The sequence below is a fragment of the Methylacidimicrobium sp. AP8 genome (assembly GCF_903064525.1).
Lineage (GTDB): Bacteria > Verrucomicrobiota > Verrucomicrobiia > Methylacidiphilales > Methylacidiphilaceae > Methylacidimicrobium.
On record NZ_LR797830.1, the window covers coordinates 1,052,266 to 1,078,442 of the forward strand.

General features: G+C 63.8%; 28 protein-coding genes and 1 tRNA gene. 4 read left to right on the forward strand and 25 right to left on the reverse strand.

Annotated features, from left to right (window positions below):
- Window positions 1-35 precede the first annotated feature (35 nt).
- The 18 genes from accB to MTHMO_RS04855 form a co-directional block, all read right to left on the reverse strand.
- Window positions 36-485 (reverse strand): acetyl-CoA carboxylase biotin carboxyl carrier protein, encoded by a 450-nt coding sequence (accB, locus tag MTHMO_RS04770; protein ID WP_202213761.1) that lies wholly within the window; start codon window positions 483-485, stop codon window positions 36-38.
- Window positions 458-1,366: a hypothetical protein gene (locus MTHMO_RS04775; protein WP_202213762.1), complete on the reverse strand. Its 909-nt coding sequence runs from the start codon at window positions 1,364-1,366 to the stop codon at window positions 458-460. The genes accB and MTHMO_RS04775 overlap by 28 nt, the downstream gene beginning before the upstream one ends.
- Window positions 1,350-2,000 carry a dTMP kinase gene (gene tmk / locus MTHMO_RS04780; protein ID WP_202213763.1) on the reverse strand — a complete coding sequence of 217 codons (651 nt, stop codon included), beginning with the start codon at window positions 1,998-2,000 and terminating at the stop codon, window positions 1,350-1,352. The genes MTHMO_RS04775 and tmk overlap by 17 nt, the downstream gene beginning before the upstream one ends.
- Window positions 1,997-3,394 carry a cysteine--tRNA ligase gene (gene cysS, locus MTHMO_RS04785; RefSeq protein ID WP_202213764.1) on the reverse strand — a complete coding sequence of 466 codons (1,398 nt, stop codon included), beginning with the start codon at window positions 3,392-3,394 and terminating at the stop codon, window positions 1,997-1,999. The genes tmk and cysS overlap by 4 nt, the downstream gene beginning before the upstream one ends.
- 4 nt (window positions 3,395-3,398) lie before the next feature.
- Window positions 3,399-4,376 (reverse strand): NAD(P)/FAD-dependent oxidoreductase, encoded by a 978-nt coding sequence (locus MTHMO_RS11105; protein ID WP_202213765.1) that lies wholly within the window; start codon window positions 4,374-4,376, stop codon window positions 3,399-3,401.
- On the reverse strand, window positions 4,357-4,875 hold the full coding sequence (locus MTHMO_RS11110; RefSeq protein WP_370568231.1) for an FAD-dependent oxidoreductase: 519 nt from the start codon (window positions 4,873-4,875) through the stop codon (window positions 4,357-4,359). Before MTHMO_RS11110 ends, MTHMO_RS11105 begins: the two co-directional genes overlap by 20 nt.
- A gap of 53 nt (window positions 4,876-4,928) precedes the next feature.
- Window positions 4,929-5,621: an HAD family hydrolase gene (locus MTHMO_RS04800; RefSeq protein ID WP_202213767.1), complete on the reverse strand. Its 693-nt coding sequence runs from the start codon at window positions 5,619-5,621 to the stop codon at window positions 4,929-4,931.
- A 30-nt stretch (window positions 5,622-5,651) separates the two neighbouring features.
- Window positions 5,652-6,428 carry an enoyl-ACP reductase gene (locus MTHMO_RS04805; protein WP_202213768.1) on the reverse strand — a complete coding sequence of 259 codons (777 nt, stop codon included), beginning with the start codon at window positions 6,426-6,428 and terminating at the stop codon, window positions 5,652-5,654.
- Window positions 6,429-6,524: 96 nt separating this feature from the next.
- Window positions 6,525-7,166 carry an MBL fold metallo-hydrolase gene (locus MTHMO_RS04810; RefSeq protein WP_202213769.1) on the reverse strand — a complete coding sequence of 214 codons (642 nt, stop codon included), beginning with the start codon at window positions 7,164-7,166 and terminating at the stop codon, window positions 6,525-6,527.
- Complete coding sequence (locus MTHMO_RS04815; RefSeq protein ID WP_202214849.1) at window positions 7,163-8,728, reverse strand: family 1 glycosylhydrolase; 1,566 nt, start codon at window positions 8,726-8,728, stop codon at window positions 7,163-7,165. The genes MTHMO_RS04810 and MTHMO_RS04815 overlap by 4 nt, the downstream gene beginning before the upstream one ends.
- A gap of 23 nt (window positions 8,729-8,751) precedes the next feature.
- Window positions 8,752-9,954, reverse strand: a complete 1,203-nt coding sequence (locus MTHMO_RS04820; protein ID WP_202213770.1) for a glycosyltransferase — start codon at window positions 9,952-9,954, stop codon at window positions 8,752-8,754.
- A 15-nt stretch (window positions 9,955-9,969) separates the two neighbouring features.
- Window positions 9,970-10,497, reverse strand: coding sequence for an LptA/OstA family protein (locus MTHMO_RS04825; RefSeq protein WP_202213771.1), 528 nt, complete (start codon window positions 10,495-10,497; stop codon window positions 9,970-9,972).
- The gene (locus tag MTHMO_RS04830) at window positions 10,494-11,105 is read right to left on the reverse strand and encodes a hypothetical protein (protein ID WP_202213772.1); all 612 of its coding nucleotides are present in this window, start codon (window positions 11,103-11,105) and stop codon (window positions 10,494-10,496) included. Before MTHMO_RS04830 ends, MTHMO_RS04825 begins: the two co-directional genes overlap by 4 nt.
- Window positions 11,074-11,877, reverse strand: a complete 804-nt coding sequence (kdsA, locus tag MTHMO_RS04835; protein ID WP_202213773.1) for a 3-deoxy-8-phosphooctulonate synthase — start codon at window positions 11,875-11,877, stop codon at window positions 11,074-11,076. The genes MTHMO_RS04830 and kdsA overlap by 32 nt, the downstream gene beginning before the upstream one ends.
- A 4-nt stretch (window positions 11,878-11,881) precedes the next feature.
- Window positions 11,882-13,486 (reverse strand): CTP synthase, encoded by a 1,605-nt coding sequence (locus MTHMO_RS04840; protein WP_202213774.1) that lies wholly within the window; start codon window positions 13,484-13,486, stop codon window positions 11,882-11,884.
- A complete protein-coding gene (gene kdsB, locus MTHMO_RS04845) occupies window positions 13,483-14,217 on the reverse strand; it encodes a 3-deoxy-manno-octulosonate cytidylyltransferase (RefSeq protein WP_202213775.1) in 735 nt (244 codons plus the stop codon). Before kdsB ends, MTHMO_RS04840 begins: the two co-directional genes overlap by 4 nt.
- A gap of 22 nt (window positions 14,218-14,239) precedes the next feature.
- Window positions 14,240-14,794 carry an HAD-IIIA family hydrolase gene (locus MTHMO_RS04850; protein WP_202213776.1) on the reverse strand — a complete coding sequence of 185 codons (555 nt, stop codon included), beginning with the start codon at window positions 14,792-14,794 and terminating at the stop codon, window positions 14,240-14,242.
- A complete protein-coding gene (locus MTHMO_RS04855; RefSeq protein ID WP_202213777.1) occupies window positions 14,791-15,786 on the reverse strand; it encodes a bifunctional heptose 7-phosphate kinase/heptose 1-phosphate adenyltransferase in 996 nt (331 codons plus the stop codon). The genes MTHMO_RS04850 and MTHMO_RS04855 overlap by 4 nt, the downstream gene beginning before the upstream one ends.
- Before the next feature lie 154 nt (window positions 15,787-15,940).
- Between MTHMO_RS04855 and MTHMO_RS04860 the strand changes: the two genes are divergently transcribed.
- Window positions 15,941-16,759: a prephenate dehydratase domain-containing protein gene (locus MTHMO_RS04860; protein ID WP_237394774.1), complete on the forward strand. Its 819-nt coding sequence runs from the start codon at window positions 15,941-15,943 to the stop codon at window positions 16,757-16,759.
- Here MTHMO_RS04860 and MTHMO_RS04865 read toward each other — a convergent pair.
- Window positions 16,683-17,510: a L,D-transpeptidase gene (locus tag MTHMO_RS04865; RefSeq protein WP_202213778.1), complete on the reverse strand. Its 828-nt coding sequence runs from the start codon at window positions 17,508-17,510 to the stop codon at window positions 16,683-16,685. The two genes, MTHMO_RS04860 and MTHMO_RS04865, sit on opposite strands and share 77 nt — an antisense overlap.
- Before the next feature lie 245 nt (window positions 17,511-17,755).
- Between MTHMO_RS04865 and MTHMO_RS04870 the strand changes: the two genes are divergently transcribed.
- From MTHMO_RS04870 to MTHMO_RS04880, 3 genes are all read left to right on the forward strand, one after another.
- Window positions 17,756-18,949, forward strand: coding sequence for a cation:proton antiporter (locus MTHMO_RS04870; RefSeq protein ID WP_202213779.1), 1,194 nt, complete (start codon window positions 17,756-17,758; stop codon window positions 18,947-18,949).
- Window positions 18,950-19,067: 118 nt separating this feature from the next.
- Window positions 19,068-19,400, forward strand: a complete 333-nt coding sequence (locus MTHMO_RS04875) for a DUF3817 domain-containing protein (RefSeq protein WP_202213780.1) — start codon at window positions 19,068-19,070, stop codon at window positions 19,398-19,400.
- On the forward strand, window positions 19,397-19,825 hold the full coding sequence (locus MTHMO_RS04880) for a CopD family protein (RefSeq protein ID WP_202213781.1): 429 nt from the start codon (window positions 19,397-19,399) through the stop codon (window positions 19,823-19,825). The genes MTHMO_RS04875 and MTHMO_RS04880 overlap by 4 nt, the downstream gene beginning before the upstream one ends.
- Window positions 19,826-19,841: 16 nt before the next feature.
- On the opposite strand, the gene MTHMO_RS04885 is transcribed toward MTHMO_RS04880, so the two are convergent.
- From MTHMO_RS04885 to MTHMO_RS04910, 6 genes are all read right to left on the reverse strand, one after another.
- Window positions 19,842-20,351, reverse strand: coding sequence for an RDD family protein (locus tag MTHMO_RS04885; protein ID WP_202213782.1), 510 nt, complete (start codon window positions 20,349-20,351; stop codon window positions 19,842-19,844).
- A 119-nt stretch (window positions 20,352-20,470) separates the two neighbouring features.
- Window positions 20,471-22,681, reverse strand: coding sequence for an amylo-alpha-1,6-glucosidase (locus tag MTHMO_RS04890; protein WP_202213783.1), 2,211 nt, complete (start codon window positions 22,679-22,681; stop codon window positions 20,471-20,473).
- A gap of 125 nt (window positions 22,682-22,806) precedes the next feature.
- Window positions 22,807-24,024 carry a glycosyltransferase family 4 protein gene (locus MTHMO_RS04895; protein WP_202213784.1) on the reverse strand — a complete coding sequence of 406 codons (1,218 nt, stop codon included), beginning with the start codon at window positions 24,022-24,024 and terminating at the stop codon, window positions 22,807-22,809.
- 250 nt (window positions 24,025-24,274) lie between these two features.
- Window positions 24,275-24,362 (reverse strand) — tRNA-Ser (locus tag MTHMO_RS04900).
- 70 nt (window positions 24,363-24,432) lie between these two features.
- Entirely contained in the window at window positions 24,433-24,789 is a 357-nt protein-coding gene (locus MTHMO_RS04905) for an SH3 domain-containing protein (protein ID WP_202213785.1), read from the reverse strand.
- Window positions 24,786-26,159: an aconitase family protein gene (locus MTHMO_RS04910; protein WP_202213786.1), complete on the reverse strand. Its 1,374-nt coding sequence runs from the start codon at window positions 26,157-26,159 to the stop codon at window positions 24,786-24,788. The genes MTHMO_RS04905 and MTHMO_RS04910 overlap by 4 nt, the downstream gene beginning before the upstream one ends.
- Between the last annotated feature and the right edge of the window lie 18 nt (window positions 26,160-26,177).

The following is a 26,177-nucleotide window of genomic DNA, read 5'->3' on the forward strand; positions in this document are numbered from 1 at the left end:
GCGGCGACCGTCCTTCCGTTGGGCGAAAAGGGCGCCTAAGGCAACGGGCGAACCCGAAAGAGGGGACGGTCGAAGTCCACCGGCTTGCCGTTTTCGGCGAGGACCTCGGTGATAATGCCGCGCATCTCGGCCTTGATCTCGTTCATGACCTTCATCGCCTCGATAATGCAGACGACCGTGTTTTCGTTGACCTCCTGGCCAACCTCGACGTAGGGGGCCGAGTCGGGCGAGGGAGAACGGTAGAAAACGCCGACCATGGGGGAACGGATCTCGCGGATGGTTTCGGCCGCGGGCGCTGCCAGCTCCTTGAGCTTTTCGGGCGGGACGAGCGCGGCGTGGGAAGGATAGACGATATGGGGGTGGGCCGCGGCCGGCGGCGGTTCCTTTCGGAGCCGTATCCGGAATCCCTCGCGCTCCACCTCGAGCTCCGAAAGGTTCCCTTTGGCCATCAACTCGATCAGTTCGGCAATTTCTTTCGTATCCATGAAGGTTCCCTACGGGGAGATGGGCTCATCTTGGTCGACCCCTCGATCTCGAGGCAAGCTCGGGTGTATGCGAGTCCCGGGTCGAGCCCCCCCCGGAGATCCCGCAGCAGCTCCTCGAGGATCCGAATCTCCCGACCCGGCACTTCTCCTCGTTCCGGATCGGCCGCCTTCGCGTAGGCCTCCTCCAGTTGCGCCAGCAGCTGCTCGCGCCGGAGGTCGACTTCCGATTCGATGAACGACGCACGGATCTCCTCGGGTTCGTTCTCGTCCGCTTCGCTCACTTTGCCTTCGATCTCTTTGCGGATCTCGAGCACAGTGTTTTCCAGCAGGGCTGCGCGCCGGAACGCCCGCAGAAGGCCCGGATCCGGACTAAACCAGTCGGCCAGAAATCGGGCGTGCCGCGGATCCTCCGGCGCGGTGGCGCGTCGCTCCGCCCGCACAGCCAGCGAGAGGCAGCGGGAGGAGACCGTGGGAAGGAGCATCTGGGGCTGAGTGCTGGTGAGCAAGATCACCACATCCCGGGGCGGCTCTTCCAGCATTTTCAAGAAGGAGTTCGCCGCTTCCCCGCCTCCGAGGCACATCCGCTCGGCGTCGCAGACCAGCGCCACGCGGAAACGGCTGCTATACGGCTTGAGCGCGAGCATCGCCATAAGCGACCGCATCCGTTCCACCGGAATGCGGCGCAACCGGGACTCGGGCTCCACCAGGTGGAAGTCGGGATGGATCTCCGGACGGGGCCCAAGCAAGAGTTCGGCGATCCGGAGCGCGAGCGCCTTGAGTTGAACGGAAGAGGAACCAAGCAGAAGGTAGGCATGGGCGAGGCGGTCTGCGGCTAAAGCCTCTCGAAGGCGAAGGAGAATGGTGTCAGAGTCCAAAGACACGGCTTACGTTCTCCCAGATGCGGGTGGCGATCTCCTCCTCGGATCCGCTGGCGTCGATGAGCACGATGCGGCCGGGCTCGCTCTCGGCCAGCTTTCGATAGGCGGCCCGAACCCGCTCGAAGAATTCGGGCGGCTCCGTTTCCATCCGGTCGGTCGAAGCGCCCGCTGCCGCGCGCCGGGCGATGCGGGCTCTTCCCTCCGCCGAGGAGATGTCGAGGACGAAGGTCATCCCCGGGGTGAGGCCCGCGCAGGCGATCTCGTTGAGCGAGCGGAGGAGGGGGGCCGGAAAGCCCCGTCCCGATCCCTGGTATGCGAGTGTCGAGTCGGAGAAGCGATCCGAAAGGACCCAGGATTGGTTGCGCAAGGCGGGTTCGATGGCTTCCCGGACGACCTGCGCCCGTGCGGCCAGGAAGAGGAGGAGTTCGGCTTCCGGACAGATCGAAAGTTCGGGGGTTCGCTCCTTGAGCAAGGCGCGGAGCCGCTCCCCAAGCAGAGTGCCGCCCGGCTCCCGGACGGTGAGGACCCGGTGGCCCAAAGCGCGCAGCCGGGCTTCGAGCCGGCGGACTTGGGTCGACTTGCCGGCTCCTTCCGACCCCTCGAAGGTGATCAGGCGGATCGGTCGGGGGAGGCTCATTTCCTCCGGAGCTCCTGGCCGCCGGGGGTATCCCGGACGGTCCATCCCTCCTTTTCGATCGCTTCCCGCAGCAAGTCGCTCTGCGGCCAATCCTTCCGCTTCCGCGCCTCCGCCCGCCGGGCGGCCATCTCCTGCACGTGCGGCGGGATCGCATCCTGCGGCTCGCCGAGGCCGAGGATGGCATCGATCGCCTTCCAGATCGACGGCAGATCCGGCAGAGGGGCGCCGAGATCGATGGCCCGGTTGGTGGCGCGGAGGAATTCGAAGAAATGGCCCAGAGCCTCCGGGAGGTTGAGGTCGTCGGCCAGGGAGGCGCAGAATTTGTCCAGGAACTCGTTGCCGACCGGAGACCCGGCAGCGAACCGTTCGGCGGGAAGGGTGCGCCAGCGCGCCGTCCAGTCGTCGATCCGTTCGACGGCCGCCTTGGCCGCGGCGAGGCCATCCCAGGTGAAGTTCAAGGTCTGGCGGTAGTGGGCGGACGTGAGCAGGAGGAAGCGAAGATGGCGGCCGGTGTAGCCTTTGGAGAGGATGTCCTCGACCGAGTAGGTGTTGCCGAGGGATTTGGACATCTTCTCTCCGTCGACGAGCATGTGGCTGCAGTGGAGCCAGGTGCGGACGAAAGCCTTTCCGGTCGCGCAGCAGCTCTGCGCGATCTCGTTTTCATGGTGCGGGAAGATCAGATCGACGCCGCCGCAATGGATGTCGAACTCCTGCCCCAGGTAATGCATGCTCATGGCCGAGCACTCGATATGCCAGCCGGGCCTCCCTCTGCCCCAGGGAGAATCCCAACCGACCTCCCCATCCTCGGGCTTCCAGGCTTTCCAGAGGGCGAAGTCGCCCACGCTCTCCTTGATGTATTCATCCTCCGCAATCCGGGTGCCGGGCTGGAGCCCCTGGCGATCGAGGTGGGCGAGCTTCCCGTAGTTAGGGTAGGAGCTGATCCGGAAGTAGACCGAGCCGTCTTCGCCTACGTAGGCATGTCCTTTCCGAAGCAGCTCCTCGATCAGGGCGATCATGATCCCGATGTGGTCGGTCGCCTTGGGGTGGTGATCCGGGAGCAGGATGTGAAGGATCTTCAGGTCTTCCTCGAAGAGGCGGATGTACCGGCTCGTGAATTCCCGGAGCGGAAGGGATGCCGCCCGCGCCGCGGCGATCGTCTTGTCGTCGACGTCGGTGTAATTCATGACCGATTCGGGCTCGAAGCCGAAAAGCCGGAGGACCCGCCGGAGAAGGTCGACGAAGAGAAAGGTCCGGAAGTTCCCGATGTGGGCCCGTCCATAGACCGTCGGACCGCAGGCGTAAAGGCGGACCTTGGGCGGGGAGAGCGGTTGGAACTCCTCCCGCCGACGGGAGAGGGTGTTGAAGAAATGCAGGCGGTGGCGGCAGCGGATCATGGGTTCATCGGCTTCCGTCGAGGGCGGGAGACCCGGACGCCCGGCGCCGGGCGACCAGCCGATCGATCTCTTCGGCCGGATAGGTCAGAATCTCGGAGAGGGTGGGATGATAGTGGGGTAGCCGGGCCAAGTCGCCTGCCGTGGCGCGGACGGACTGGAGGGCGACGAGCTCATGGATGAGCTCCGACGCTTCGGGGCCCGCGATCCCCGCCCCGAGGAGCTCGCCGTTCTCGGGGTCCGCCAGCAGCTTGACGAAGCCTTTGGTTCGTCCCATCAGAATCGATTTGCCGTGATCGGCGAAAGGGTACCGGGCGACAACCACCGGGCGGCCGGCGAGGCGCGCAGCGGCCTCGGTCAGGCCCAGGCGGGCCATTTGCGGTTCGGTAAAGACAATTTCCATCGCAAGCCGGTAATCGAGGCGGCGAAACGGTCCGCCGAGGCCCATCGCCTGCCGGGCCGCATTCTCTCCGGCCGCCTCTCCTTGGAGCACTGCGATGTGGACGACCTCCTCGATTCCGGTAACGTCGCCTGCGGCGAAGATGTGGAGCACGCATGTCCGCATTTCGGCATCGATGGCGGGAGCCCGAGAATGCGCTTTGATCCCGGCGGCCGAGAGGCGGAGCCCTTCTACGGCCGGGGACCGCCCGGTGGCCAAGAAAATCTCCTCGGCCACCAAGTCCTGGACTGCTTCCTGTCGGACGATGCGGAGCCGCTTCCGCTCTCCGCACCGGTCCGCGGAAAGAAGGGAGGCGTGGGTGAAAAGCTCGATCCCCTCTTCCCGAAAGGCCTCTTCCAGTACGACGGCGAGGTCCGGATCGAACCGTTTGAGGAGATGGGCTCCCCGCTGGACGAGAGAGACGGCGGTGCCGAGCCTGGCAAAGAACTGGGCGTATTCGACGGCGACCGGCCCGCCGCCCAACACGATGAGGCTTTCCGGGAGCTTGTCCTGCTCGAGGACGGTGTTACTGTCCCAGAAGCCCACCTCCCGGAGCTCGGGCAGGGGGAGGGCTGATCCGTGATCCGGTGGCGATCACGAAGGTCTTGCTGCGCAGGCGGCTCTTCTGACCGTCCCGGTGGGTCAGCTCGACGTGATCGGCGTCGAGAAAGGCGGCGTGGGCGCGGATCAGCCGGAAGCCGCCTTTGGCGAGGTCTTTTTGACGGTCGGCGGCAAACTCCGAGACGAGCCGCCGGGTCCGGGCCAGGATTGCGGAAAAATCGGCTCGTACCGGCCGCACCTCCAGGCCGAAGAGCCCCGCCTCCCGGCTGTCGTGCCAGCGCCGACTCGCTTCGAGCAGGGCCTTGGTCGGCATGCAGCCGGCCAGGATACAGAGGCCGCCCAGTCGCTCCGCTCCGTCCACCAAGGCTGTGCGCGCCCCCATGGCGGCCGCAGTCCGCGCCGCGGCGAAGCCCGCGCTGCCTCCGCCGATGACCGTTACGTCAAATACCGGCACCATTCCTTTGCCTCCGGACTCCGGCTCCATACCCCCCTTACGTCGCCTCGCGCTTCTGCCCTCCGTTGTGATGCGGATCGGTCTCAGGAGCACCCACCGACGAGGGCGAGCACCGGCTTGAACTGGGCCAAATCCGGCAACAGCAGGGTCGGCCGATAGGCGGCGAGCTCCGAGAGGGAATAGCCCCCGGTGGCCACGGCGATAGAATAGGCGCCGATTGCTTGCGCGCAAAGCACGTCGTAAGGGGTATCGCCGATCAAGAAGATCTGCCGGGCGCAGAGGGTATCGCCCCATCGCTCCCGGAGGAACGCGAAGGCGGCCCGCGCCACCTCGTTCCGACACTCCCGCCTGTCACCGAAGGAGCCGAACGCGAAGAAACGTCGCAGCCCGAAGCGGTCGAGCTTGATCTCGGCTCCGCGCTCGAAGTTTCCCGTGAGCAGACCCTGCGTCCAACCCGGTGTCTGTTCGATCGTGGAAAGCATCGGCTCCACCCCGGGAAAGACCTGTCCGGAGCAGGCCGCGATCTCTTCCTGCAGATGTTCGAGGTAGGTGTCGCGGAATCGGACCACGTTCTCTTCGGACCAGGGGATTCCGAACCGCGTGAAGATCTGCCGGACGATCCGGGAATCGGTTTGGCCCCGGTAGTCCAGCTCGTGCAGGGCGAGATCTTTTCCGTAGAGGGTCCGGGCGGTACGGATGATCGCCCTCTCTCCTGCCCCTCCGCTATGCAGAAGCGTGCCGTCGATATCCCAAAGGATGACGCGATGCGGATTCACGGTAAAACACACACCCTCGGCAGCCGGCGGCTAGGCGCCCAGGATCGAATAGCCGCCGTCGAGATAGATCGTCTGCCCGGTGATCGCGGCTCCTCCTTCGCTGGCCAGAAAGACGGCGGCAGCCCCGATTTCCGCCGGCTCCACCAGCTTCCGCAAGGGAGCCTTCTCCTGGTGATGCTTGAGCATCCGGGTAAAGCCCGGGATCCCGCGGGCGGCGAGGGTGTTGACCGGACCCGGGCTCAGCGCGTTGACCCGGATCCCCCGCGGCCCGAGCTCGTAGGCCAGATAGCGGACCGAGGCTTCCAAGGCCGCCTTGGCGGTTCCCATGATATGATATTGCGGCGTCACCTTCTCCGACCCGTAGTAGGTGAGGGTTAGCAACAGCCCGCCGCGAGTCATGAGCCCCTTCGCGCGCCGCGCGATCGCCAGAAACGAATAGACGCTGATGTCGAAGGTAGTAAGGAAATCGGTCCGCTTGACGTCGGAAAGCTCGCCGTCAAGCGCCTCCTTCGGCGCAAAGGCGACGCTGTGCAGGACTAGGTCGACGGTAGGCGTTGCAGCCGCGACCTCGGCGAAAAAGGAATCGAGCTGCCGATCGTCGCCGACGTCACAGCCGATCGCTTTTCCCGGCGCCGGCAGGGACCGAGCCAGCTCTTCGACATTTTCGCGCAACCGTTCTCCTTGGTAGCCGAGGACGAGCGAGGCGCCGGCCGCGCTCCAGGCCTGCGCGATCGCCCAAGCGAGGCTTCTCTTGTTGGCCACTCCGAAGACGAGGCCGGTTTTCCCTTCGAGGGATTCCGTTTTCATCTTCTTCACAGAAGCCCGCACCCGGGGCAAAAGTCACGTTCTTTTGTGGGTCGGCCAGCTTCGGAAGGGAAACGGATGGGGAGGAGCACAAGCGGGCTATGCCGCTCCCTCTTGCAGAAAGGGGTTGGTCGCCTTCTCCAGACCGATTGTCGTCGGACGTCCATGGCCGGGGAAGACCTCGGTTTCCGGAGGGAGCCGGAGCAGGTAGCGGCGGATGCCCTCGAGGAGCTCCTGCCGGGAGCCGCCGGGCAGATCCCAGCGGCCGACGCCGCCGGCGAAGAGGATGTCGCCGTCGAAGACCCGGCCGGCGCGGGGTTCGTAGAAGGCGGTGCTACCCGGACAGTGGCCGGGAATGTGAAAGAGGACGAACTCGCGGCCGCTGCAGCTCCAACGGACCGAGCCGTGCGGTGGGACCGGGAGCGGCGTCACCTGCCGGAGGGGGGGGTACTCTCCGGATACGCCGTAGTTTCGCGGCACAACTGGATGGTAAAGCAGCGGGAAGTCGGCCGGATGGGCATAGGCGACCGCTCCGAATTCGGAAACGAGCTCGGCCGCATCCCAAACATGGTCGAAGTGGCCGTGGGTAAGAAGGAGGGTTTCCAGGCGCAGCTTTTTTTGCCGCACAAAGGAAGCGATTCCTTGCGGCGCGTCGACGCAGATCCAGCCGTCTTCGCCGGGGAAAAGGTAGGCGTTGGTCTGGAGTGGGCCTCCGACGAAGATGTGAAGATCGCGGTTCATGGCAGGGTTTTCCGGCTCATCCGTTCTCGGGCCCGCGCCACCTCTTCCGCGTAGGTCTGCGCGGGGTTTTCGCCCTCAAGCCCGCTCTCCTTGCGCTCCCAGGAGCCCGGAGTGCCCGCCGAGTAGAGGCCGAAGCGCGGAGCATAGCTGCCCCACTCGTAGTTATCGACGAGGGACCAGTAGAGGTAACCGAAGAGCGGAGCTCCCTCCTCCCAGAGACGGGTCACCGTTTGGACGTGGGCGCGGATGTAATCGGTCCGCCGCACCGCGTCCGGCCGGTCTTCCAGGACGCCGGAAGCATCGCCGCGGTAGGCGATTCCGTTTTCGGCGATGAGCAGGGGGAGGCCGAAGCGGCGGAGCTGCTCGACGACAAAGGCGAGTCCCTCGGGCAGCATGTGCCAGTCCCACCATTTGCTCGTGAACCCTTCGACGAGCCATTCGTGGAACGCCTTGTTCTGGCGGGGGAGCTCGTCCCGCCAGTGAGGCCAGCGAAAGGCGTGCTCGACAAAGGGGTCGTAATAGTCAAAGGCGATGTAGTCGAGCGGGCGCCTCGGGGAGGAGTAGAGCACATCGACCAGCCGGTCCCAGCTATCCCCTAGGGAGCAGGCGTAAGCCAGGAAGTGCTGCAGCATTTTGATGGCGCTTCCGAGGAACCTGCGCCCGAGGGAAAGGGTGGGGAATCGGGCGCGCCCGAACTCCCGGTCGAGACGGCGGGCGTTTTCCCAGAGGTGGGAAAAGATCCGCTGCTTGGGGATCCCACGGTGCTGGCAGTGGAGGAGGTCGAGCCACGCCTGATCGAGCCAGTAGAGGTTGTTCGCGTAATTGTTGAACCCGACCAGCGGGCGGATCGGGGTGTCCCGATAGAGGTCGTGGATGACGCGGTAGGCGCGGATATGGGCTTCCAACAGATGCATGAGCGTCTTGGCCGCCGGGTGCACTCCTCGGGCGGGGCCGGTGGGAAAATAGCCGTAGAGGTAGTGGCAGGCCGCAAGCATGTTGGGCTCGTTCGTCGTGAGGTAAACGCGGGGCGGGAGGACGCCGTGCCTTTCGGCGAGCAGGGAGAGGAGAGATTGGACTGTATGGCGGACATAGGCGACGTAGTGGTCGATCGTCTCGGTGTGGAGCCAGGCATCCAGGCCGAGCCAAGCCGGGTGGGTAAAATGGTGGAGAGTGACGATCGGCTCGAGTCGGAGGAGACGGCAGTGGGCCAGGATCTCGGCATACCGCTCGAGAGCGCCGGAGTCGAAAGGAGGCGGTGCTGCGCCCCTATCCGGGTCGGGAAGAATGCGGATCGGCTGGATGCGGCTCCAGGAAAGCTCGAGCCGAAAGGAGTTGAGTCCAAGCCGGGCCGCCCTCTCCAGGTCGGCTTCGGCCAGCTCCCAGAAATTGCTGGCCCGTCCAGAGATCTCGACCAGCCGGTCCCGTTCGGCCCAAGCCCAATTGTTGAGAGGTTCTCCGGCCCCGTTGATCCCCCCCTCGTGCTGATAGCCGGAAGTGGCCACACCCCAGAGGAATTCGGGGAAGGCGGTGGCGACGTCCGAAAGAAAAGCACGGGAAGGAATTCCCGGAAGGCCGAAACTCTTACCTAGAGTCGCACTGCCTTGGCCGCCTGGGCGATCTGTTCTTTTTGTTTGCGATTGATCCAAATCGGTTCTGGCTCCTGGGCTTCGTCTTCGAGAAGGCGGCGGACAATGATCTGCGCGGCGTTGGGGTGGGCCGCGTTCCGAGCCGCCGTCCGCATCACCTGCAAGCGGGAAGGATTGCCGAGAAGGGAGTCAACCTTGTAAGCGAGGGTGGTGAACTCGTGGCATTTGACCGCAGCACCCTGCTCCAGCAGGTAATCGCTGTTCAGCTCTTCCTGGCCGGGGATGGGGGCCACGATGACCATCGGCAGCCCCCTGGCCATCGCTTCTGAGGCGGTAAGACCGCCGGGCTTGCCGATCAGGAGGTCGGCAGCGGCCATCCACCGGTGCATCTCTTGGGTGTAGCCGAACACTTTCAGAGGGGAAGATGCCCTCCATTCGGCTTTCGTCTTCAAGAGCCGCTCGCGGAGAGAAGGGTTCTTGCCGCAGATGACCACGATCTGGACGAGCGTGGAAAGGCTGCGGAGGGATTCGACAACCACCTCTGCGGGTCCGACGCCGAGGGCGCCGGCGGAGACCAAAAGGAGGGGGAGGTGCGGGTCGACCCCCAGGGCCCGACGCGCGTCGGAGCGGGCGAGCGGCACAGAAAACACGGGGTCGATCGGGATCCCGCTGACAGTGATCCGCTCTTCCGGCAGACCGAGGCGGCTCAAGTGGACGCGCGTCTCTTCGGTGGCGACGAAGTAACGGTGGAAAAGGCGGCAGAGCCACATAGCATGGAAATGGAAATCGGTCACGACAATCGAAAGGCGCGTGCGCAATCGAGCCTGGGAGATCAAGTGAGAGATCAGCTCCGCCGGAAGGAAGTGGGTGCAGACGGTGATGTCGGGGGCGTAGCTTTCGAGGAATTCGACGAGCGGGCCGGTATTGAGCCGATCGAGCATCAGCCGCATCCGGTCGGTCTTCCACGGCTCGTCGGTCATCTTGTACCACCAGCCGAGAAAGGCAGGCGCTTTTTCCACGAGCTGGATGTAGAGGCTCGAATAGAAATCGCGAAAGATCTTGTTCGTGAACTTGAGGGCGTCGAGGGTCAGGACTTCGTCGGTTTCCGGTTGGCGGCGGAAGACCTTGCCCAGCGCCTCGGCTGCGCGAAGATGCCCCGTGCCGGCGCTCGTGGAAAGGATGAGAACGCGTCGACGAAACATGGCGCGGGCCTTTCCTTATCGATTGGGGGCGGGCTGCGGCGGCTGCGCCGGATTCGCCCCTTGGTAGAGGACGACCTTGCTATGGCCGTCGACCTGCATCTGGTCGGTGTCCCGAAACAGGGTGATGACCGTTCCGGTCACATGGTTCTGATCATCGATCACCTCCGGATTTCCCGTCATGATGAGCTTGTTCTCCGCGACGATGTATTCCATCTGTTGGGACTTGCCTGTCCTCTTCGGCTGCTCGAGAAGGGCATCGCCGCGGGCGATCAGCCGCTTCACCTGGCTGCCGCTCTCATCGAAGAAGACGGTCATCTCGTTGGATCGCAGGCGCATGTTGTTGGTGATCATGATGACGTTCCCGTTAAAAAAGCCCTGATGGATATTCATGTCCAGCCGGAAGGTGTTGGAGGTGACGACCGTAGCGTCCGGATGCGCCTGCAACTCCGGCGGCTTCGCCTCCGGAAACTGAGCATGAAGCTCGGAGGGCCCGCCGGCGATGAGAACCAGCAGGCAGGCTGCGAGAGGAAGGAGGGATTTCATGGCGTCGATTCCAACGGCTTTAAGAGAGGCGGTCCGCCGGACCGCAAAGCGGGAGCTCCGTTGCCGGCGCTCTCCTGCCTGGCGGGCTTGGCCAGGGGGAGATGATAGAGGACGACGCGGACGTTTTGGCGGAAGACGCCGCGGTGCCCGCCGACCTCCCAGTCCATGATCTGGCTCGTCAGCCGCAGATCGGGCCGCTCGATCACCGCTCCCGATTGCGTGCTCAGCCGGCCCTCCAGCTTCCAGAGGTCGCACCGCGGCGAAAGAATCGTGGTGCTCACCTTGCCTTGGTCGTAGAGGTCGATCTTCATATCCAGGATTTCGGTCCGGTTGACGCTAATCGCCCGGGCTTCGCGGCCGGTGATGATGCCGTCGAGCTGGCCTTGGGAGTTCCGTTGCGGGAGGCGGAACTCCTTGACGACCGATCCAAGCGGGATCGAAGCCGAGTCGGCGGCCGACCGCTCCGAGAAAGCGAGGATCACCGCCCAGCAGAGCGCTAGGAGCAGGAAAGCCGGGGAGAGGGAGACCTCCCGCGGCGGGCGGGTCCCTCGACGGACAGGCTGGGGATCCCCGTTTTTAGGCAGGCTCGCCGGGTTCGGCCGCTTCATGGATTTTCAAGAGCTTCTCGAGGACAGAGGGGACTTGCGCCAGGGGAATCATGGTCGCTCCGTCGGAAGGGGATTCTTCGGGTGCGGGATGGGTCTCCAGGAAGAGTCCGTCGATTCCCACGGCGACGGCCGCCCGCGCCAAGGGATAGGCCAGATCCCGGTCTCCTCCGGAAGCGGAGCCGAGAGCGCTCGGCTTCTGGACCGAGTGGGTGGCATCGAAGATGACGCGGTGACCGCTCTTTCGCATCCGCACTAGATTTCGCATATCGACGACGAGGTCATGATAGCCGAACGAAGTCCCCCTCTCGGTAAAAAAGAAGTGGGAGCAGCCCGCCGAGCGGAGCTTTTCGGCAATCCGGTCGACGTCCGAGGCGGCAAGAAACTGCCCCTTCTTCACGTTGACAGGCTTCCCCGTCTCGGCGGCGGCCAAGAGAAGGTCGGTCTGCCGGGAAAGAAACGCAGGGATCTGCAGCAGGTCGACCACCGCCGCGACGGGCGCGGCCTGGGCGCTCTCGTGGATGTCGGTGGTCACCGGGATGCCCAGCTTTTCGCGGATGCGCCCCAAGGTTTCGAGGCCGGCGGCCAATCCCGGGCCCCGGTAGGAACCCAGGGACGATCGGTTGGCCTTGTCGAAGGAAGCTTTGAAGCAGAAAGGGATCCCGAGCCGTGCGGTGGTTTCCCGCAGGCTTGCGGCGATCTGAAGCGCCAGAGGCTCGGATTCTAACACGCAGGGTCCGGCGATGAGGAAAAAAGATCGACTCTTCGGGAACATGGGACTATCCGGCCGGGGTGCGGAGCGCTTCCCGCAAAAAGCCAGAGAAAAGGGGATGGGGGGAGTTGGGCCGGGAATGAAATTCCGGGTGGAACTGGCAACCCACGAACCAGGGGTGGTCGGTCAGCTCCAGCAGCTCGACCAGCTTGCTGTCCTCGGTGGTTCCCGCCACCGCGAAGCCCGAGCGCGCGAACGCTTCGCGGTAGGCGTTGTTGAACTCGTAGCGGTGGCGGTGGCGCTCCCGTGTCGTCATCGCCTGATAGGCGGCCTGACACTTGGTCCCGGGAACCAGCCGGCAGAGGGAAGCGCCCAGCCGCATCGAGGCTCCTTTTTGCACCGTCTGATGCTGTTCCTCGAGAAGGCAGATCACTGGGTCGGGCGTCGCCGGACAGAACTCGGTGCTGTGCGCCTCCGGCAAGCCGAGGACGTTCCGGGCGAACTCGACGGCGGCGATCTGCATGCCCAAGCAGAGGCCGAGGTAGGGGATCTTTCGCTCCCGGGCGAAGCGAGCCGCCTCGATCTTTCCCTGAACGCCCCGGTGGCCGAAGCCTCCCGGCACGATGATGCCCTGCGCCTTCCCGAGCAGGTCCTCCGGACCTCGCTTCTCCACCTCCTCCGCATCGACCGGGATCAGATCGATTCCGGTTTGGAGTGCCGCGCCCGCATGCGCCAGGGCCTCGTTTACGCTCTTGTATGCGTCGTGATGCTCGATGTATTTGCCGACCATGGCGATCCGCACTCGGTACTTCGGCGCGAGGATCTGCTGGAGAAACTTTTCCCACTCCCGCAGGTCCGCGGGGGGCAGCGCCAAGCGGAGGGAACGGACGACCAGCTCGTCAAGCCGCTCCTTTTGGAGGAGGAGCGGTAGCTCGTAGATCGAATGCTCCAGGTCGATTTCCTCGACGACTGCCTCCAGCGGAACGCTGCAATAGAGGGCGAGCTTGGCCCGCACCTCGGGTGTGAGCGGACGCTCGGTGCGGCAGACCAGAATGTTGGGTTGGATGCCGATCTCCCGAAGCTTGGCGACACTCTGCTGGGTCGGCTTGCTCTTGAGCTCTCCGGCGGCGCGAAGGTAGGGGACCAGCGTGACATGGAGGAAGAGGGCATTGCCCGGTCCGACTTCCAGCGCAAGCTGCCGGACCGCCTCCAGGAAGGGCAATCCTTCGATGTCCCCGGTGGTTCCCCCGATTTCGGTGATGAGCAGATCGTAGTCGCCGGCGGAGGCCGCCGCGCGGATCCGTTCCTTGATTTCGTCGGTGATATGGGGAATGACCTGGACGGTCTTTCCGAGATAATCGCCGCGCCTTTCCTTGTGGATGACCGATTCGTAGATCTGGCCGGTGGTCGCGTTGTTCTTCCGGGTGAGCTTGACCGACGTGAATCGCTCGTAGTGGCCGAGATCCAGATCGGTTTCGGAGCCGTCCTCGAGCACGTAGACCTCTCCATGCTGGTAGGGGTTCATGGTGCCCGGGTCGACGTTGATGTAAGGATCGAGCTTTTGCAGGGAAATCTTGAGGCCCCGGCTTTCCAGGAGCGTACCCAAGGCAGCGGCGGTCAGTCCTTTCCCAAGGGAGCTGACCACTCCGCCCGTTATGAACACGTACTTCATCTTTGATTCACCTTTTCTTCCAAATAGGCGCGGGCTCGCTCGATGTCTTCCGGAACGTCGACGCCGAAGGATCTCATGGCGGTAGGCAGGACGATCACCGGCACGCCGTTTTCCAGGGCGCGCAACTGCTCAAGGCCTTCCGCCTGCTCCAATTCGCCCGGCGGGAAGCCGACGAAAGAGCGAAGCGCATCCGCTTGGAATGCGTAAATTCCCACGTGCGCCCACCGAGGAGGTGCGGCTGCCCCGTTGCGGACATGAGGAACGGCCGCCCGTGAAAAGTAAAGCGCGTAGCCGCGCCGGTCGCAAACCACTTTTGTCACGTTCGGATTGTCCGCTTCCCCCGGCGCCAGCCTGCGGCGGAAGGTGACGATCGGAGCCGAGCCGGCTTCCAGGATCAACCGGTCGATTTCCTCCGGATCGACGGCCGGCTCATCTCCCTGAAGGTTCAAGTAGAAATCCGCGGGGATCCGCTCGGCCAGCTCCGCCATCCGGTCCGTCCCGGACCTGTGGTCGGAGCGGGTCATCTCGACGCGGGCGCCGAAGGCCCGAGCCGTCTCGAAGATCCGGCGATCGTCGGTCGCCACAATGACCTCGCGCACCCGCCGGCAGCGGATTGCCGCCTCCCAGACCCAGCGGAGGAGCGGCTTGCCGGCGATCACAGCCAGCGGCTTGCCCGGAAAACGGCTCGAAGCCCAGCGTGCCGGAATGACTAGGACCGTCTCTTTTCCCATGAGGATCCCGTAGGAAGCCGCCTCAGGCGGGATCCGTCGAGGCCAAAATCCAATCCGCCGCTGCCGGCAAGGAAGGAACCACCCGGTCCGCAAGGTTCCGCGCCCACTCCGCCGCCCGCTCGGTCTCTGGATCCGGCCGGTCGTCGGCAAGGAGGACGGTGCGGCAGCCGGCATTCCGTCCACAGAGGACGTCGGCGATCCGATCGCCGACGAAATAGGATCGGCGGAGCGCGATGTCGAATTCAGCCGCAGCGCGCCAGAGGAGGAGCGGAGAGGGTTTCCGATCGCCTAGCGGGTCGTTGTCGGGAGCGGCAAAGGAAAGATAGATCTTTGCAAACGAGATTTCTAGCCGCTTCTGAAGGGACCGGTTGACCGCCTCAACGTCTTGCGGGCGCAGCCAGCCGCGGCCTACACCGGATTGATTGCTGACCAGGAAGAGCAGGAAGCCGGCGTCCCGGAGACGGGCGAGGCTTTCCTTAGCTCCCTCGGCAAGGACGATCTTCTCCGGATCTCCTAAGTAGGGGAAATTTTTGATCAGGGTATCGTCCCGATCAAAGAAGACAGCCCGCCTCTTCATGGCACCGGCGTGAGGTTCGCGCGGAGCTCAGCGGGGGAGACCGTTGCGGTCCCCAGCTTTCCGACGACGATACCCGCCCCGAGATTGGCCAGCTCGGCGGCCTCCATCGCCTCCGAGCCGGCCGCGAGCGCAAGGCTGAAGAGACAGAGGGAGGTGTCTCCGGCCCCTGAAACATCGAAGACCTCGCGTGCCGCCGTCGGGATGCGCCGAGGACGGCTCTGCTCGTCAAGCAGCAGCATGCCTTCTTCTCCGAGAGTCACGAGCAGGTGGAGACAGCCCCACCGTTCCTGCAGTTGACGGGCCGCGTTCTCGACCGCGGCAAGGCTCTCCTCCGGGTCTTCCATGCCGCTTAGAGCGAGCGCTTCGGAGCGGTTCGGCTTGAGCACGCTCACCCCCTTCCAGCACAGGCGGTTGTGGGTGTGTGGATCGGCCGCCGTGAGCTTGCCGGCCCGGGTTCCCTCTTCGAGGATGAGGTCGACGATCTCCTGGTCAAGTAGCCCCTTCGCGTAGTCTTCGACCAGGATCAGATCGAAGGAAGGGATCCTCCGCCGAAGGAAATCGAGAAGTTCCCCTCGTGCCGGAAAGGGCAAGGCATCTCTCGTCTCCCGGTCAACGCGGACGATCTGCTGCTGCCTCCCGAAGACCCGGGTCTTGACGGTCGTCGGCCGCCCGGGAATGGACCAGATGCCGCTGACATCGCATCCGATCTGCTTCAAGGATCCGACGAGCTCCACCCCGGCGGGATCGTCGCCGACCATTCCGCATAGCGTGACGTGCGGGGTGAATTCCAAAAGATTGCGAGCGACGTTGGCAGCACCGCCGGGAAAGCGGGAGCAGCGCTGCACCTCGACCACGGGGACGGGCGCCTCCGGAGAGAGCCGGCGGACCCGTCCCCAGAGAAACTCATCGAGCATGAGATCTCCGATCACCAGGGCGCGCAAGCGGCCGAAGCGCGCCAGCAGCAGGTCCAGCCGGTCGGGGGCGAGAGGCACGGAGCCAAGGGGTACCCGAAGGTCTCCGCTCTGTCAAACGCCATCTCCGGCTTCGCCGGAAGATGGAGGCGGAAAGACAAAGAATCTTGCTCCGCCGGACATTCTCTCGAAGGATACAGCATCGCATCGAATCGCGCGAAAGGAGATCCTTTTCTTGTCCATCATCGCCTATCTCGGTCCGGAGCATACTTTTTCCCATCTGGTCGCACGCAAGAGGTTCCCACAAGGACGGCTTTTTCCCTGCGCGTCGATCGCCGAGGTGATCGCCTTCGCGCAGGACCAGGAAGAGCATCTGGGCCTGGTCCCGATTGAGAACTCCTCCGGCGGGATGATCCTGGAAACCGTCGATCTCCTCCTAGAGGAGGACAGCCCGCTCTTCATCCAGGAGGAACTCTCTCTCCGTGTCCGTTTGGCCCTCGTCGGGCATCCCGGCACCCCTCCGCGGATCGTCTTTTCGCACTGGGCGCCGCTTGGCCACTGCCGGCGCTGGATCGAGACCCGGTTCCCCCGAGCCGAGCTGCGGGTCGCCGGAAGCACCGCCGAGGCCGCCCGACTGGCGGCGAAGACTCCCGGAGCCGTAGCGCTGGCGACTCGAGAGGCGGCGGCCGCGACCGGGCTTTCCGTGCTCCACTACCCGGTGGAGGAGGAGATCCTCAACTTGACGCAGTTCGTTCTCCTGGGCCGGCAGAAGCTTACCTCCGGAGGACAGGAGACCAGCCTCGTGTTTTCCTTGCCGCAGAAGCCCGGGAGCCTCTGTTCGTTCTTGGAGCCGTTTCGTGCCGAAGCGATCAACCTCAAGCGGATCGTTTCCCGGCCCGTCCCCGGACAACCCAACACCTACGTCTTCTTCGCCAGCCTTGAGGGGAGCGATGCGGAGCCTCCGATGGAGCGGGCTCTCAAGACGGCCGAGGGGCGGGCGCTCCGGTGCCGTTCCCTCGGCTCCTATCCGGTTCTTGCTCCTTACGAGTCGTAGCGGCCGGCGCTTTCGCGCCGAGGCCCCGGGCCGGCTCTCTCCCCGGCCGGAGGATGTCCTCCCACGGTGTGGTGAAGCTCTCGTCCGAAAGGAAGAAAGAGGCGGGCGGGTCGGGCGCTTTTTCATCCTCGGGGTGGCGCACGTTCTTCCCAAGCGTCTGATCTTCGGGCTGGGTTTTGGCGATCGAAACGGGCGTCCCCGGGCCGATCAGCTCGTAGAGGCGCTCCGCATCCCTTCCGGTCAAATGGAGGCAACCATGCGTCCGAGGAACCGACCAGAGAAACCCTTCGTGGAAGCCGTACCCGGGTAGGAACCCTATCCAGAAGGGCATCGGGTAGCCGACGTAGCGCCAGCCGGGCTTTCGATCCGGAGGGCCGCCGACCCGGGTGCCTTCGACCGCCCGGCCATCCTTGACCCAAAATCCATACCGCCCCGAGCGGCGCCGCTTAGCCTTGCCTCGCACATGAAAGTCGCCGGTCGGCGTGGCATGGCCCGGCATTCCGGAGCAGATCGGGGCGACCAGCAGGGGCTGACCGCCTTCCAGCACGTAGACAACCCGCCTCTCAAGGGAAACTTTGACGATCCGCGAAGAAGCGGCGGACGCAGGCACCCGGTGGTGGACGCCGGCGGTCCACGAGCCCGCCTGCGTCGTTCCGGCACGGGCCGAAGGGCCGGCCGGGAAGAGCGCCGGAACCAAGAGGAATATTAGGATAGGACCAAGAGCGGGCCGACCATGCCGGAGCGTCTGCATCGCCGCGAGGAGTCGAACTCTTCTATCGGATCCCCCGGCTCGGGGAAAGGCCAAAAGAATCGGCGGCTTTCGCGGCACCGGCAGCCGGCTTGCCTCCTGCGGAGGGGGAGGCGCCGCTTTTGCCCTTTGCCTTTATACAACATTAACGTAGCATGCACGGTATCGGCCGACCGGCCCGGCGATATTCTCCCCTCGTTTCGCAGGCAATCGAATGGACCGTGCCGGGCCGGCGGAGGACGCGCGTCATGCCACTTGAAAACCCATGGGTCTTCCTTTCCGTTTGGATGGGAGCGGCTTTTCTCGCCGCCGTCATAGCCCTCCAGCTCCGAGTTTCGGTCGCCCTGATGGAGGTGCTGGTCGGCATCGCGATGAGCCATCTCCTCGGAATGGACCAGCCGACGGAGTGGATGGTCTTTTTGGGCCGGATGGGGAGCGTGACCCTCGCCTTTCTGGCGGGAACGGAGATCGATCCCCGATCGTTCCGCCACCACCTCGGCTCCAGCCTCACCATCGGCTTCCTTTCCTTTCTCCTGCCCTTCGGGCTCATCTTCCTGCTGGCGCATTCCACTCTCGGCTGGACCCCCGCCCAATCGGTCATCGCCGGCATCGCCCTGGCGACCACATCGGTCGCAATCGTCTACACGGCCGTGGTCGAAAAGGGGATGCAGTCGACCCGCTTCGGCCAGCTGCTCTTGACAAGCTGCTTCGTAACCGATTTCGCCTCGGTCTTGTTCTTGGGTCTTTTCTTCTCCCACTGGGCGCCGCGCTCCTTCCTCCTGCTCCTCTGCGCTCTTCTCCTGCTTCTGGCTCTTCCGCTTTCGCTCCGACCGCTGCTCCGCTGGTTGCGGCAAAGTCCGGTCAGCGAACCGGAAATCAAGTTTCTTTTTTTCGTTCTCGCTCTTCTGGGTGCCCTCGCGTCGGTAGCCCAGACCGAGCCCGTGCTGCCGGCCTATCTCGCCGGCGTCCTCGTCGCGAAGCCCTTCGCCACCGATCGGGAGCTGGTCCATCGGATGCGGTCGCTCGCCTACGGCCTCCTTACGCCGTTTTTCTTCATGAAAGCGGGCTTTCACGTGTCGCTCCATACGCTTTTGTACGGCTCGCTGCCCATTTTCCTCTTAATCGGAGCCAAGCTTCTGGGCAAGGTAGCCGCCGTATGGCCGTCGCTCCGCCTGTACCGGTTCTCCCGGCAAGAGGCGCTTTTCGGCTCTTTGCTGACGAGTGGTGGCCTTACCTTCGGGCTCATCGCCGCTCACTACGGCGTGGCCAACGGCATCTTGGGAAGGAAGATGTATTCGCAGGTGACGATCGCGATTCTCTTGAGTACCCTGATTCCGGTTATCGGGGCGAGCCGGCTTTCGCTGCCGCCCACCGGTATCAGGGAGAAGACGGAGGAGGAGCGGGAGATCGCCAAGCCCGGGGAGTTCGAAGAAGAGGGGTGAACCGCCTCGTGCGGGTCCAAGGAGGGATTCGGCCGGCGGCGAGGGAGGATCGACGTTAAGCCGCCGCGGGGCCCGCCGAGGCTCGGCGAAAGAGAGACCGAAGGGATAAACACTTGCCATGCCCGATCGCACGCTGATCCGGAGGCTGCGCCTCGCCTCGCTGCTGGAAGGCTTCTCCTTGCTTCTGCTCGTCTTTGTGGCCGTCCCGGCCAAGCACCTTTTCGGCCACCCGATGGCTGTACGGATCATCGGGTCGGTTCACGGCCTCTTTTTCCTCTTTTTCGTCTGGAGCCTTGTCGCGGCCGTTTCTGCCGGCGGATGGTCCCGCGCTGAGGTGTTGCGCGTTTTCGTAGGGGCCTTTATCCCGTTCGGGGTCTTCCTCAACACATCTCTCCTCAAGCAGAAAGAGATGGTGGCGAGCCTGAGCGAACGGGGGGAGGGAAGTTCTTGACCTACCTCTACCTCTGGATCAAGGCCTTGCACGTCGCGGCGGTCCTGGTCTGGATCGGAGGGCTTTTCACGCAGTCGATCCTCCTCGCAACCGCGACCCGGACGGGTCTGGATTCCTCCTCCCGGGCGCTGATCGGATCACTGCGCGCCTGGGATCGATGGTTGACGGTTCCGGCGCTCCTCTTGACCTGGGGACTCGGAATCGTGCTCGGGGTGTGGGGCGGGAGCTTCCGGACAGGGTGGCTTTCCGCGAAGCTTGTGTTCGTGATCGTCCTCTCAGGCCTCCACGGGATGCAGGCCGGGATGCTCCGGCGCGCTTCGTCCAGTCCCGGAACGCGAATTCCCGGATTCGCCCGCTTCCTTCCCGGCCTGATCGCCCTCTCGGTGCTCGCGATTGCGGTGCTCGCGATCGTGAAGCCGGGATAGAGCGGATCGTTGGGCCTCAACCCGACACCGGCGGGGGTGCGTATTCGCGGGGAATGACCTGGGTTCCGGACACGCGATCGACGAACCGGTAGTAGAGCCAAACGGCTGACGGGATGCTCAGCGCCAGGAGTGCCCAATGCAAGGGCGAGGGAACCTTGGTTCCCGAAAGAGCCAGCGGCCAGAGTGCCGCTATCGCCCCGGCGATCCGGCAGCAATGGCGGAGGGTGGCACGCACCAGGGTTATCGGTTCACCCGCGGTGGTGTAGACGCGGAGGTTGAGCCAAATTTTTCCCTGGGCGCCGCCGTGCGAGCTTCGCTCCAAAAGGGCGAAATAGGTCCACGGCCCGAGAATGAAGGCCGCAGGCAGACCGACCGATCGGAATGCCGGAATCGCAGCATGATGCTGCGAGAGATAAAAGGCCGCCGCGAATCCTTCCAGCTGAAAGAAGAGGAGGGCGGCGAAGTAGGCGCCGAAGGCGTCGATCAGGTCGGCGGTGATCCGCCGCCGCCAATAGTGCCGAACCATGCCGTCTCCACGCGGGCCTGGATTTTCCATGCGTCAAAAAAAAATCTACTCCGTCTTGGTTGCAAACGCCAGGGGGAGTTTCGGTTCTTGTCGCTTTCGGCCCGCCCCGCCCTATCGGCTCATCTTGTATGCACTAAGACAAGTTGGACGGCACCGCTGCTTTTGAGAATTTCGATCGAGGCATCGCCCCGATGACGGCGGATCTTAACATCGAGGCTTGCGTCCAGCAGCCGCAATCTCCGGAGGACGACTTCGTCCAGAAAAGCGGGCAGATGCGGATTTCTCATTCGGATCTCCCCCGCCTGCGTGTCGAACTCCAACCCGAGAGACGCGGAAAGGAGCGCGAAAGGAGTTGCGCTCGCCCAAGCCTGCGGTGAACAAGCAACCGGATAGAGGGTGGGTCCTTGACCGCGGACGCGCTGAAAGCCGCAAAAAAGCTCGGGAAGGCGTCGGAATTCCATGTAGCTTGCCGCTTCGAACAGGGCGGTGAATACCCGTTCCACCGCATCTTTCCGATCGTAGCGGGCCAGGCCGAGAGCGATAAGGCTATTGTCATGCGGCCAAACCGAACCGTTGTGATAGGACATCGGATTGTACCGCAGCTGTCCTGACGCCACGGTGCGAATCCCCCATCCCGAGAAGAACCGGTGCTCCAAAAGCCCGCTCGCCACTTGTGCCGCGCGCTCGGCCGAGGCGATTCCGCTGAACAAGACCTGCCCGGCGTTAGACGTGCAGACCTGACACGGTTTCTTTTCTCCGTCAAGGGCGAGCGCGTAAGTTTTCAGCTCGGGACACCAGTAAGCGGTCTCGAATCGCGCGGCCAAGTCCTGCGCTTCCGCCTCCAGCTTGGCCGCGTAGCTCTCCCAACCCATTCGACGCGCGTAGCGCGCGATCACGCGCTTGGCGGCGAAGACATAGCCTTGAACTTCGCAGAGAGCGATCGGCCCTTGAGCCAAGCTCCCGTCGGCATGAAAGACGGCGTCGCGCGAATCCTTCCAACCCTGGTTCTGCAGTCCTTGCCGCCCGCCGCGCTCATACTCGACGAAGCCGTCTTGATCGCAATCGCCGAAGTGGTCGATCCAATGCAGCGCGGACACGATGGACGGCCAGAGTGCCGCCATCGTTTCGCTATCGCCCGTACGCTCGAAATAGAGGCCGGCGAGGAGGACGAAGAGCGGAGTGGAATCGACGCTGCCATAGTACAGCCCGAACGGGATCTCGTGGAGGGCGGCCATTTCGCCGCTGCGCATTTCATGAAGAATCTTGCCGGGTTGTGCATCGGCCGCCGGGTCGACCTCCTTGGCCTGATAAGCGGCAAGGCGTTTGAGCACGCCGCGCGCGATGTCCGGGTCGACCCAGAGCATTTGCAGCGCGGTGATGAGGCCGTCGCGACCGAACGTGGTCGAATACCAGGGTATTCCCGCATAAGGGTATCGTCCTTCGGGCGTGTCGGTCATCAACATGTGCAAGTCGGCCATGGAACGGCACAAGACCTCGTTGAAGATGTCGTTGGAGGTCTCCACGGTGGTCCCGCCACGGGTTATGGCTCTGAGCTCGCGACGCGCAGCCCGAACACCACGGAAGAACGGCAAGGGGGAATGGCCGCCGGGCGGGTTGCAATCGACCGTCAGGAAGACGGAGTCGGTGTGTCCGGGCGGCAGATCGAGACAAAAGGACGCCTTCGTCAGCTCGAGGGTAGACGGGATGGGCTCGAAGGTCAGCGTCGTATGGCGCCGCTTGCCGTCCAGCCCCTGGTAGGTGAGAATCACCCGGTCGGTCCCGATTGCGTGGCGAACAACGACCCCGCGCTTCTGCCGGTGGAGTCCGCGCACCTCGAATATGTCGGCGAAATCGCTGTCGAATGCGAATGCAAGGCGAACCCCGACCTTTCGCTCGCCGTAATTGCGCAACCCGATTCTCTGATAGACAACGCCACGCCATATAAATGTCGTGCGGATGATATGGATGGTGTCCTTCGGGAGGACCAGACGCCTGTCCAGGTAAAGGTCGGGATTGGCGAGATCGACGGTTAGGATGGCGTTGTCATCGCGTAGATTCGAGCCGAGCAAGAGCGGTTGCAGGTCATTGAGAGATAGCTCCAAGCGGGAAAGGTGGCGTGTATCCTCGTGAAACAGCCCGTCCGGCCCGTCCGCCGAAACGCCGACGTCGCCGTGGCTGTCGAGGACGATGAAGCTGTCGCCGTATTTCAACGTCCGGCGAGGCCGCGCCACAGGCCCGGTCGCAGGAATGTAAAACGGAACTTCTTCCGCGGCGTCCAAGCCTGCGGAAACTTCTTCCAAGAGCTTTTTGGCAGACGAGTCGGAAAGCATACCGTTATCCCGTTGTGGGCTAAAACTCCTCTCCGTCCATTCGGCGACTGGTCGGCGGAATGGAAACGCCCGCGGCGCCGATCGCCGCAGCGGAACGTTTCCGCATGCCGATAGCGCTCACCGCTTCAGGAGTCGTAAGCCGGGTCTTCCAGGAGGGGCTCGCCAGCCCCATCCGATATCCCCTGCGAATCGGGTCCGCGGCGACGGAAGCCCGCTCCCCCTTCCGGCATTCCGTGGACGCCGCCCCTACCGATACCCAGGGGAGTTTTTCGGTTTCCCTCCACTGCCGCCTCGATAAGCATAACGGCCGAACGCGACGCGATAAGCTGGCGGTACAGCTCGAGGTAATCCCTCGCCATCCGCTCCACCGTAAAGCGGCGCTCAAATGCCGCCCGAACGCGGCGGCGGTCCAGGTCGGGAAGGCGGCGAACGGCGGCGACGGCCTGCCCGACATCCTCCACGATGAATCCGGAGACGCCATCTTCGACTACTTCGGGAACCGAACCGCGGCGAAACGCAATCACGGGTGTGCCGCAGGCCATCGCTTCGATCATGACCAGCCCGAACGGCTCCGGCCAGTCGATCGGAAAGAGCAGCGCGGCGGCGCCGCCCAGCAGCTGCGCTTTTTCCCGCTCATTGACCTCGCCGATGAACTCTACGTTAGGATGCGTCTTGACCATGGGCCGGATTTTCTCCTCCCAATAGGCTTGATCGACCCGGTCGACTTTGGCTGCTATCTTGAGCGGCATACCCGCCTTGGCCGCAATCTTGATAGCGAGGTCGGGCCTCTTTTCCGGGGCGATGCGGCCGAGGAAAGCCAGATAGCCGCCATGGGCTTGCGCTTGAAACGGCAAAAGGTCGCGGGGCAGCCCATGATGGACCGTGCCGACCCAGTGGGCGTGGTGTAGGTAGCTGCGCTGATCTTTCGATATGGAGACCAGCGGCATGTCGCGGAACAGCCGGTAAAACTCGTTTATCTCCGGCTGGTCAAGCCGGCCATGATGCGTCGTCAGCGATGGACAGGGCAAATGGGGAAGCAACGGGGCGTGAAGGAAATCGATGTGGAAGTGGAGGATATCGAAGCGGCCGGCTCTCCGCCGAACCTCCTCCAGCATCATGGCATAATAGGGTATCGGGTCCCGAATGGTCGGGTGGAGCCGTAGCGCCCGATCGGAACAGGGCACAAGCTTTGCCGACGTCGTCGAGTCGCCGCTGGCGAAAAGCGTCACCTCGTGGCCCTGCCGGACAAGCTCTTCGGTCAAGTAGGAAACGATTCGTTCGGTCCCCCCGTAGCACTTGGGGGGCACGCTCTCGCATAAAGGGGCGACTTGGCCAATCTTCATTGAACCTCCTCGCTCTTTATCTACTTACTAAACTTGCCGCGGAAATTATGCCTTATGAGGCACGCTTCGCAAGTCCGGCGTGAAGCCGGCGCCAAGCGTCCCCAGGATCGGCTGCCGGGCGGCGCCTGTTTTAGCGTTGCTGATCGGACAGGATCCTCGGGTGGCGCTTATCCTGGAACATCGCCGAGCGGCTCCAAGCGCTTTGGCGAGAATACCGGTGCAAGCGAGGGCGTAGCGGCGAACGAACCTGCGGACAGGGAGGGATTCGAACCCTCGGGCCGCTTTTGGCGACCACACGCTCTCCAGGCGTGCCCAATCAACCGCTCTGGCACCTGTCCTCGGGAATAAGACGAGAGAACGGCAACCGCGGGCCGATCGCAAGTAGATTCTCGGATCGGCGGGGGGCGGTCAAAACATTCCGGCGCTGCCCATCGAGGAACCGCCGTAAGCCCCCATTCCGGCTTGCTCCGGTCCCCGTTGCAGGTCGGACATGCGCACGAACCCGCGGATTCCCCGCGTTGTCTCCACACGGGCATACGCCCCTGTCGATTGGACGATCCTCACCCGGGTCCCCTTCTCGAGGTAGGTGTCCGGCACTTCCTGACCCGGCCCCTGGTAATAAAGAGGGGTGTCGTTCTTGGTGACCAGGTCGTAGCCTCCCGAGAGCGATGCGCATCCGGGAAAGCTCAGCGCAAAGGCAAGGATGAAAACCAGGGGACTGAGGAAGGGGAGACGCGGCGGCGAGCAAGCTGGGGATGCGTTCACGAAGACAGATATTCCCGCGGATCGGTGATGCGTCCGGTCAGCGCGGAGGCGGCGACGGTATATGGAGAAGCCAGATAGACCTTCGATTCCTTGTGGCCCATCCGCCCGGGAAAGTTCCGGTTGGTCGCCGAAATGCAGACCAACGGCCGGTCGAGCCGCCCGAAGGTGTCCATAGGGCCTCCCAGGCAGGCGGCGCAAGAGGGGTTTTCCGTGAGCTGCACGCCCGCAGAACGTAAGATCTCCCAGACGCTCTTTCCGTCGATCCGCCTCCGGTGAAGCTCCGCGACAACCTTCGGCGTCGCGGGCACGGCGAAGGTTTCTACGGCGACGGTCCTTCCGTTGAGGATTTGCGCGAAGGCGAGGAAGTCGGAAAGCTTTCCGCCGGTGCAGGAACCCAGGTAGGCGCGATCGATCCGCACCGAAGAAAGACGTTCCGCCAGCTCTCGGTTGCCGGGGTTGGGCGGCTGGGCCACGGTCGGCCGCAGCGTGGAAAGATCGATGGTGTACTCGGCTTGAAAGCGAGCCTTCGGATCAAGCTCCACGGGCTCGAAGTCCACACGGGTTCCGTTGCGCGTGCAGCTTTCCCGCACGAAGTCGGTGGTTGTTTGGTCGGCGGGGAAGACCCCGTTTTTGCCGCCCGCTTCGATCGCCATGTTCGCGATTGTCATCCGGTCCTCCATGGAGAGGCCGGCAACGCCGGGGCCGTCGAACTGCATAGCGCAGTAGGTCGCCCCGTCGAATCCAATGCGACCGATGATCTCCAGGATCACATCCTTTGCCATGACTCCCTTGGGAAGCTCCCCTTCCAAGCGGAAGTGCAGGGTGGGCGGCACCTTGAGGAGCAACTTTCCCGTGCCCAGTACAAATCCTGCTTCGGTGTTGCCGATACCGGTGGAGAATAGGTTGAAGGCTCCGGCGGTGCAGGTGTGGCTGTCGGTGCCCAGAAAGATCTCTCCGGGCCGGGCATGGCCCAGCTCGGGCGCGGCGGCATGGCAGATGCCCGCGTAACGGCTGCCGTATTGACGGGCCAGGGGCCCCAGGGAGGGGTCGAACTGCCAGCGGCCCCTTTCGTCGTCGATCACGTCGTAGAAGTAGGGCAGCCCCTGCTCGCGGGCGAATTCGCGGAGCAAATCGACGTTCCGGTTCGACTGGGAATCGGAGGTGAAGATGTAATGATCGGGAATAATCACAATTTTGCGCGGATCCCAGACTCGAGCCGATTTGCCGAATTCCCGCTGAAAGACGCCAATGGTCCCGGGGCCGCAGATGTCGTGGGTCAAAAGGACATCCACGTTTACCCAAATATTATCGCCGGGGGAGACGGTTTTTTTTCCGCTCGCCCGCGCAAGAAGATGTTCGGTGAGAGTCATGGTCGAGTCGGATACTCT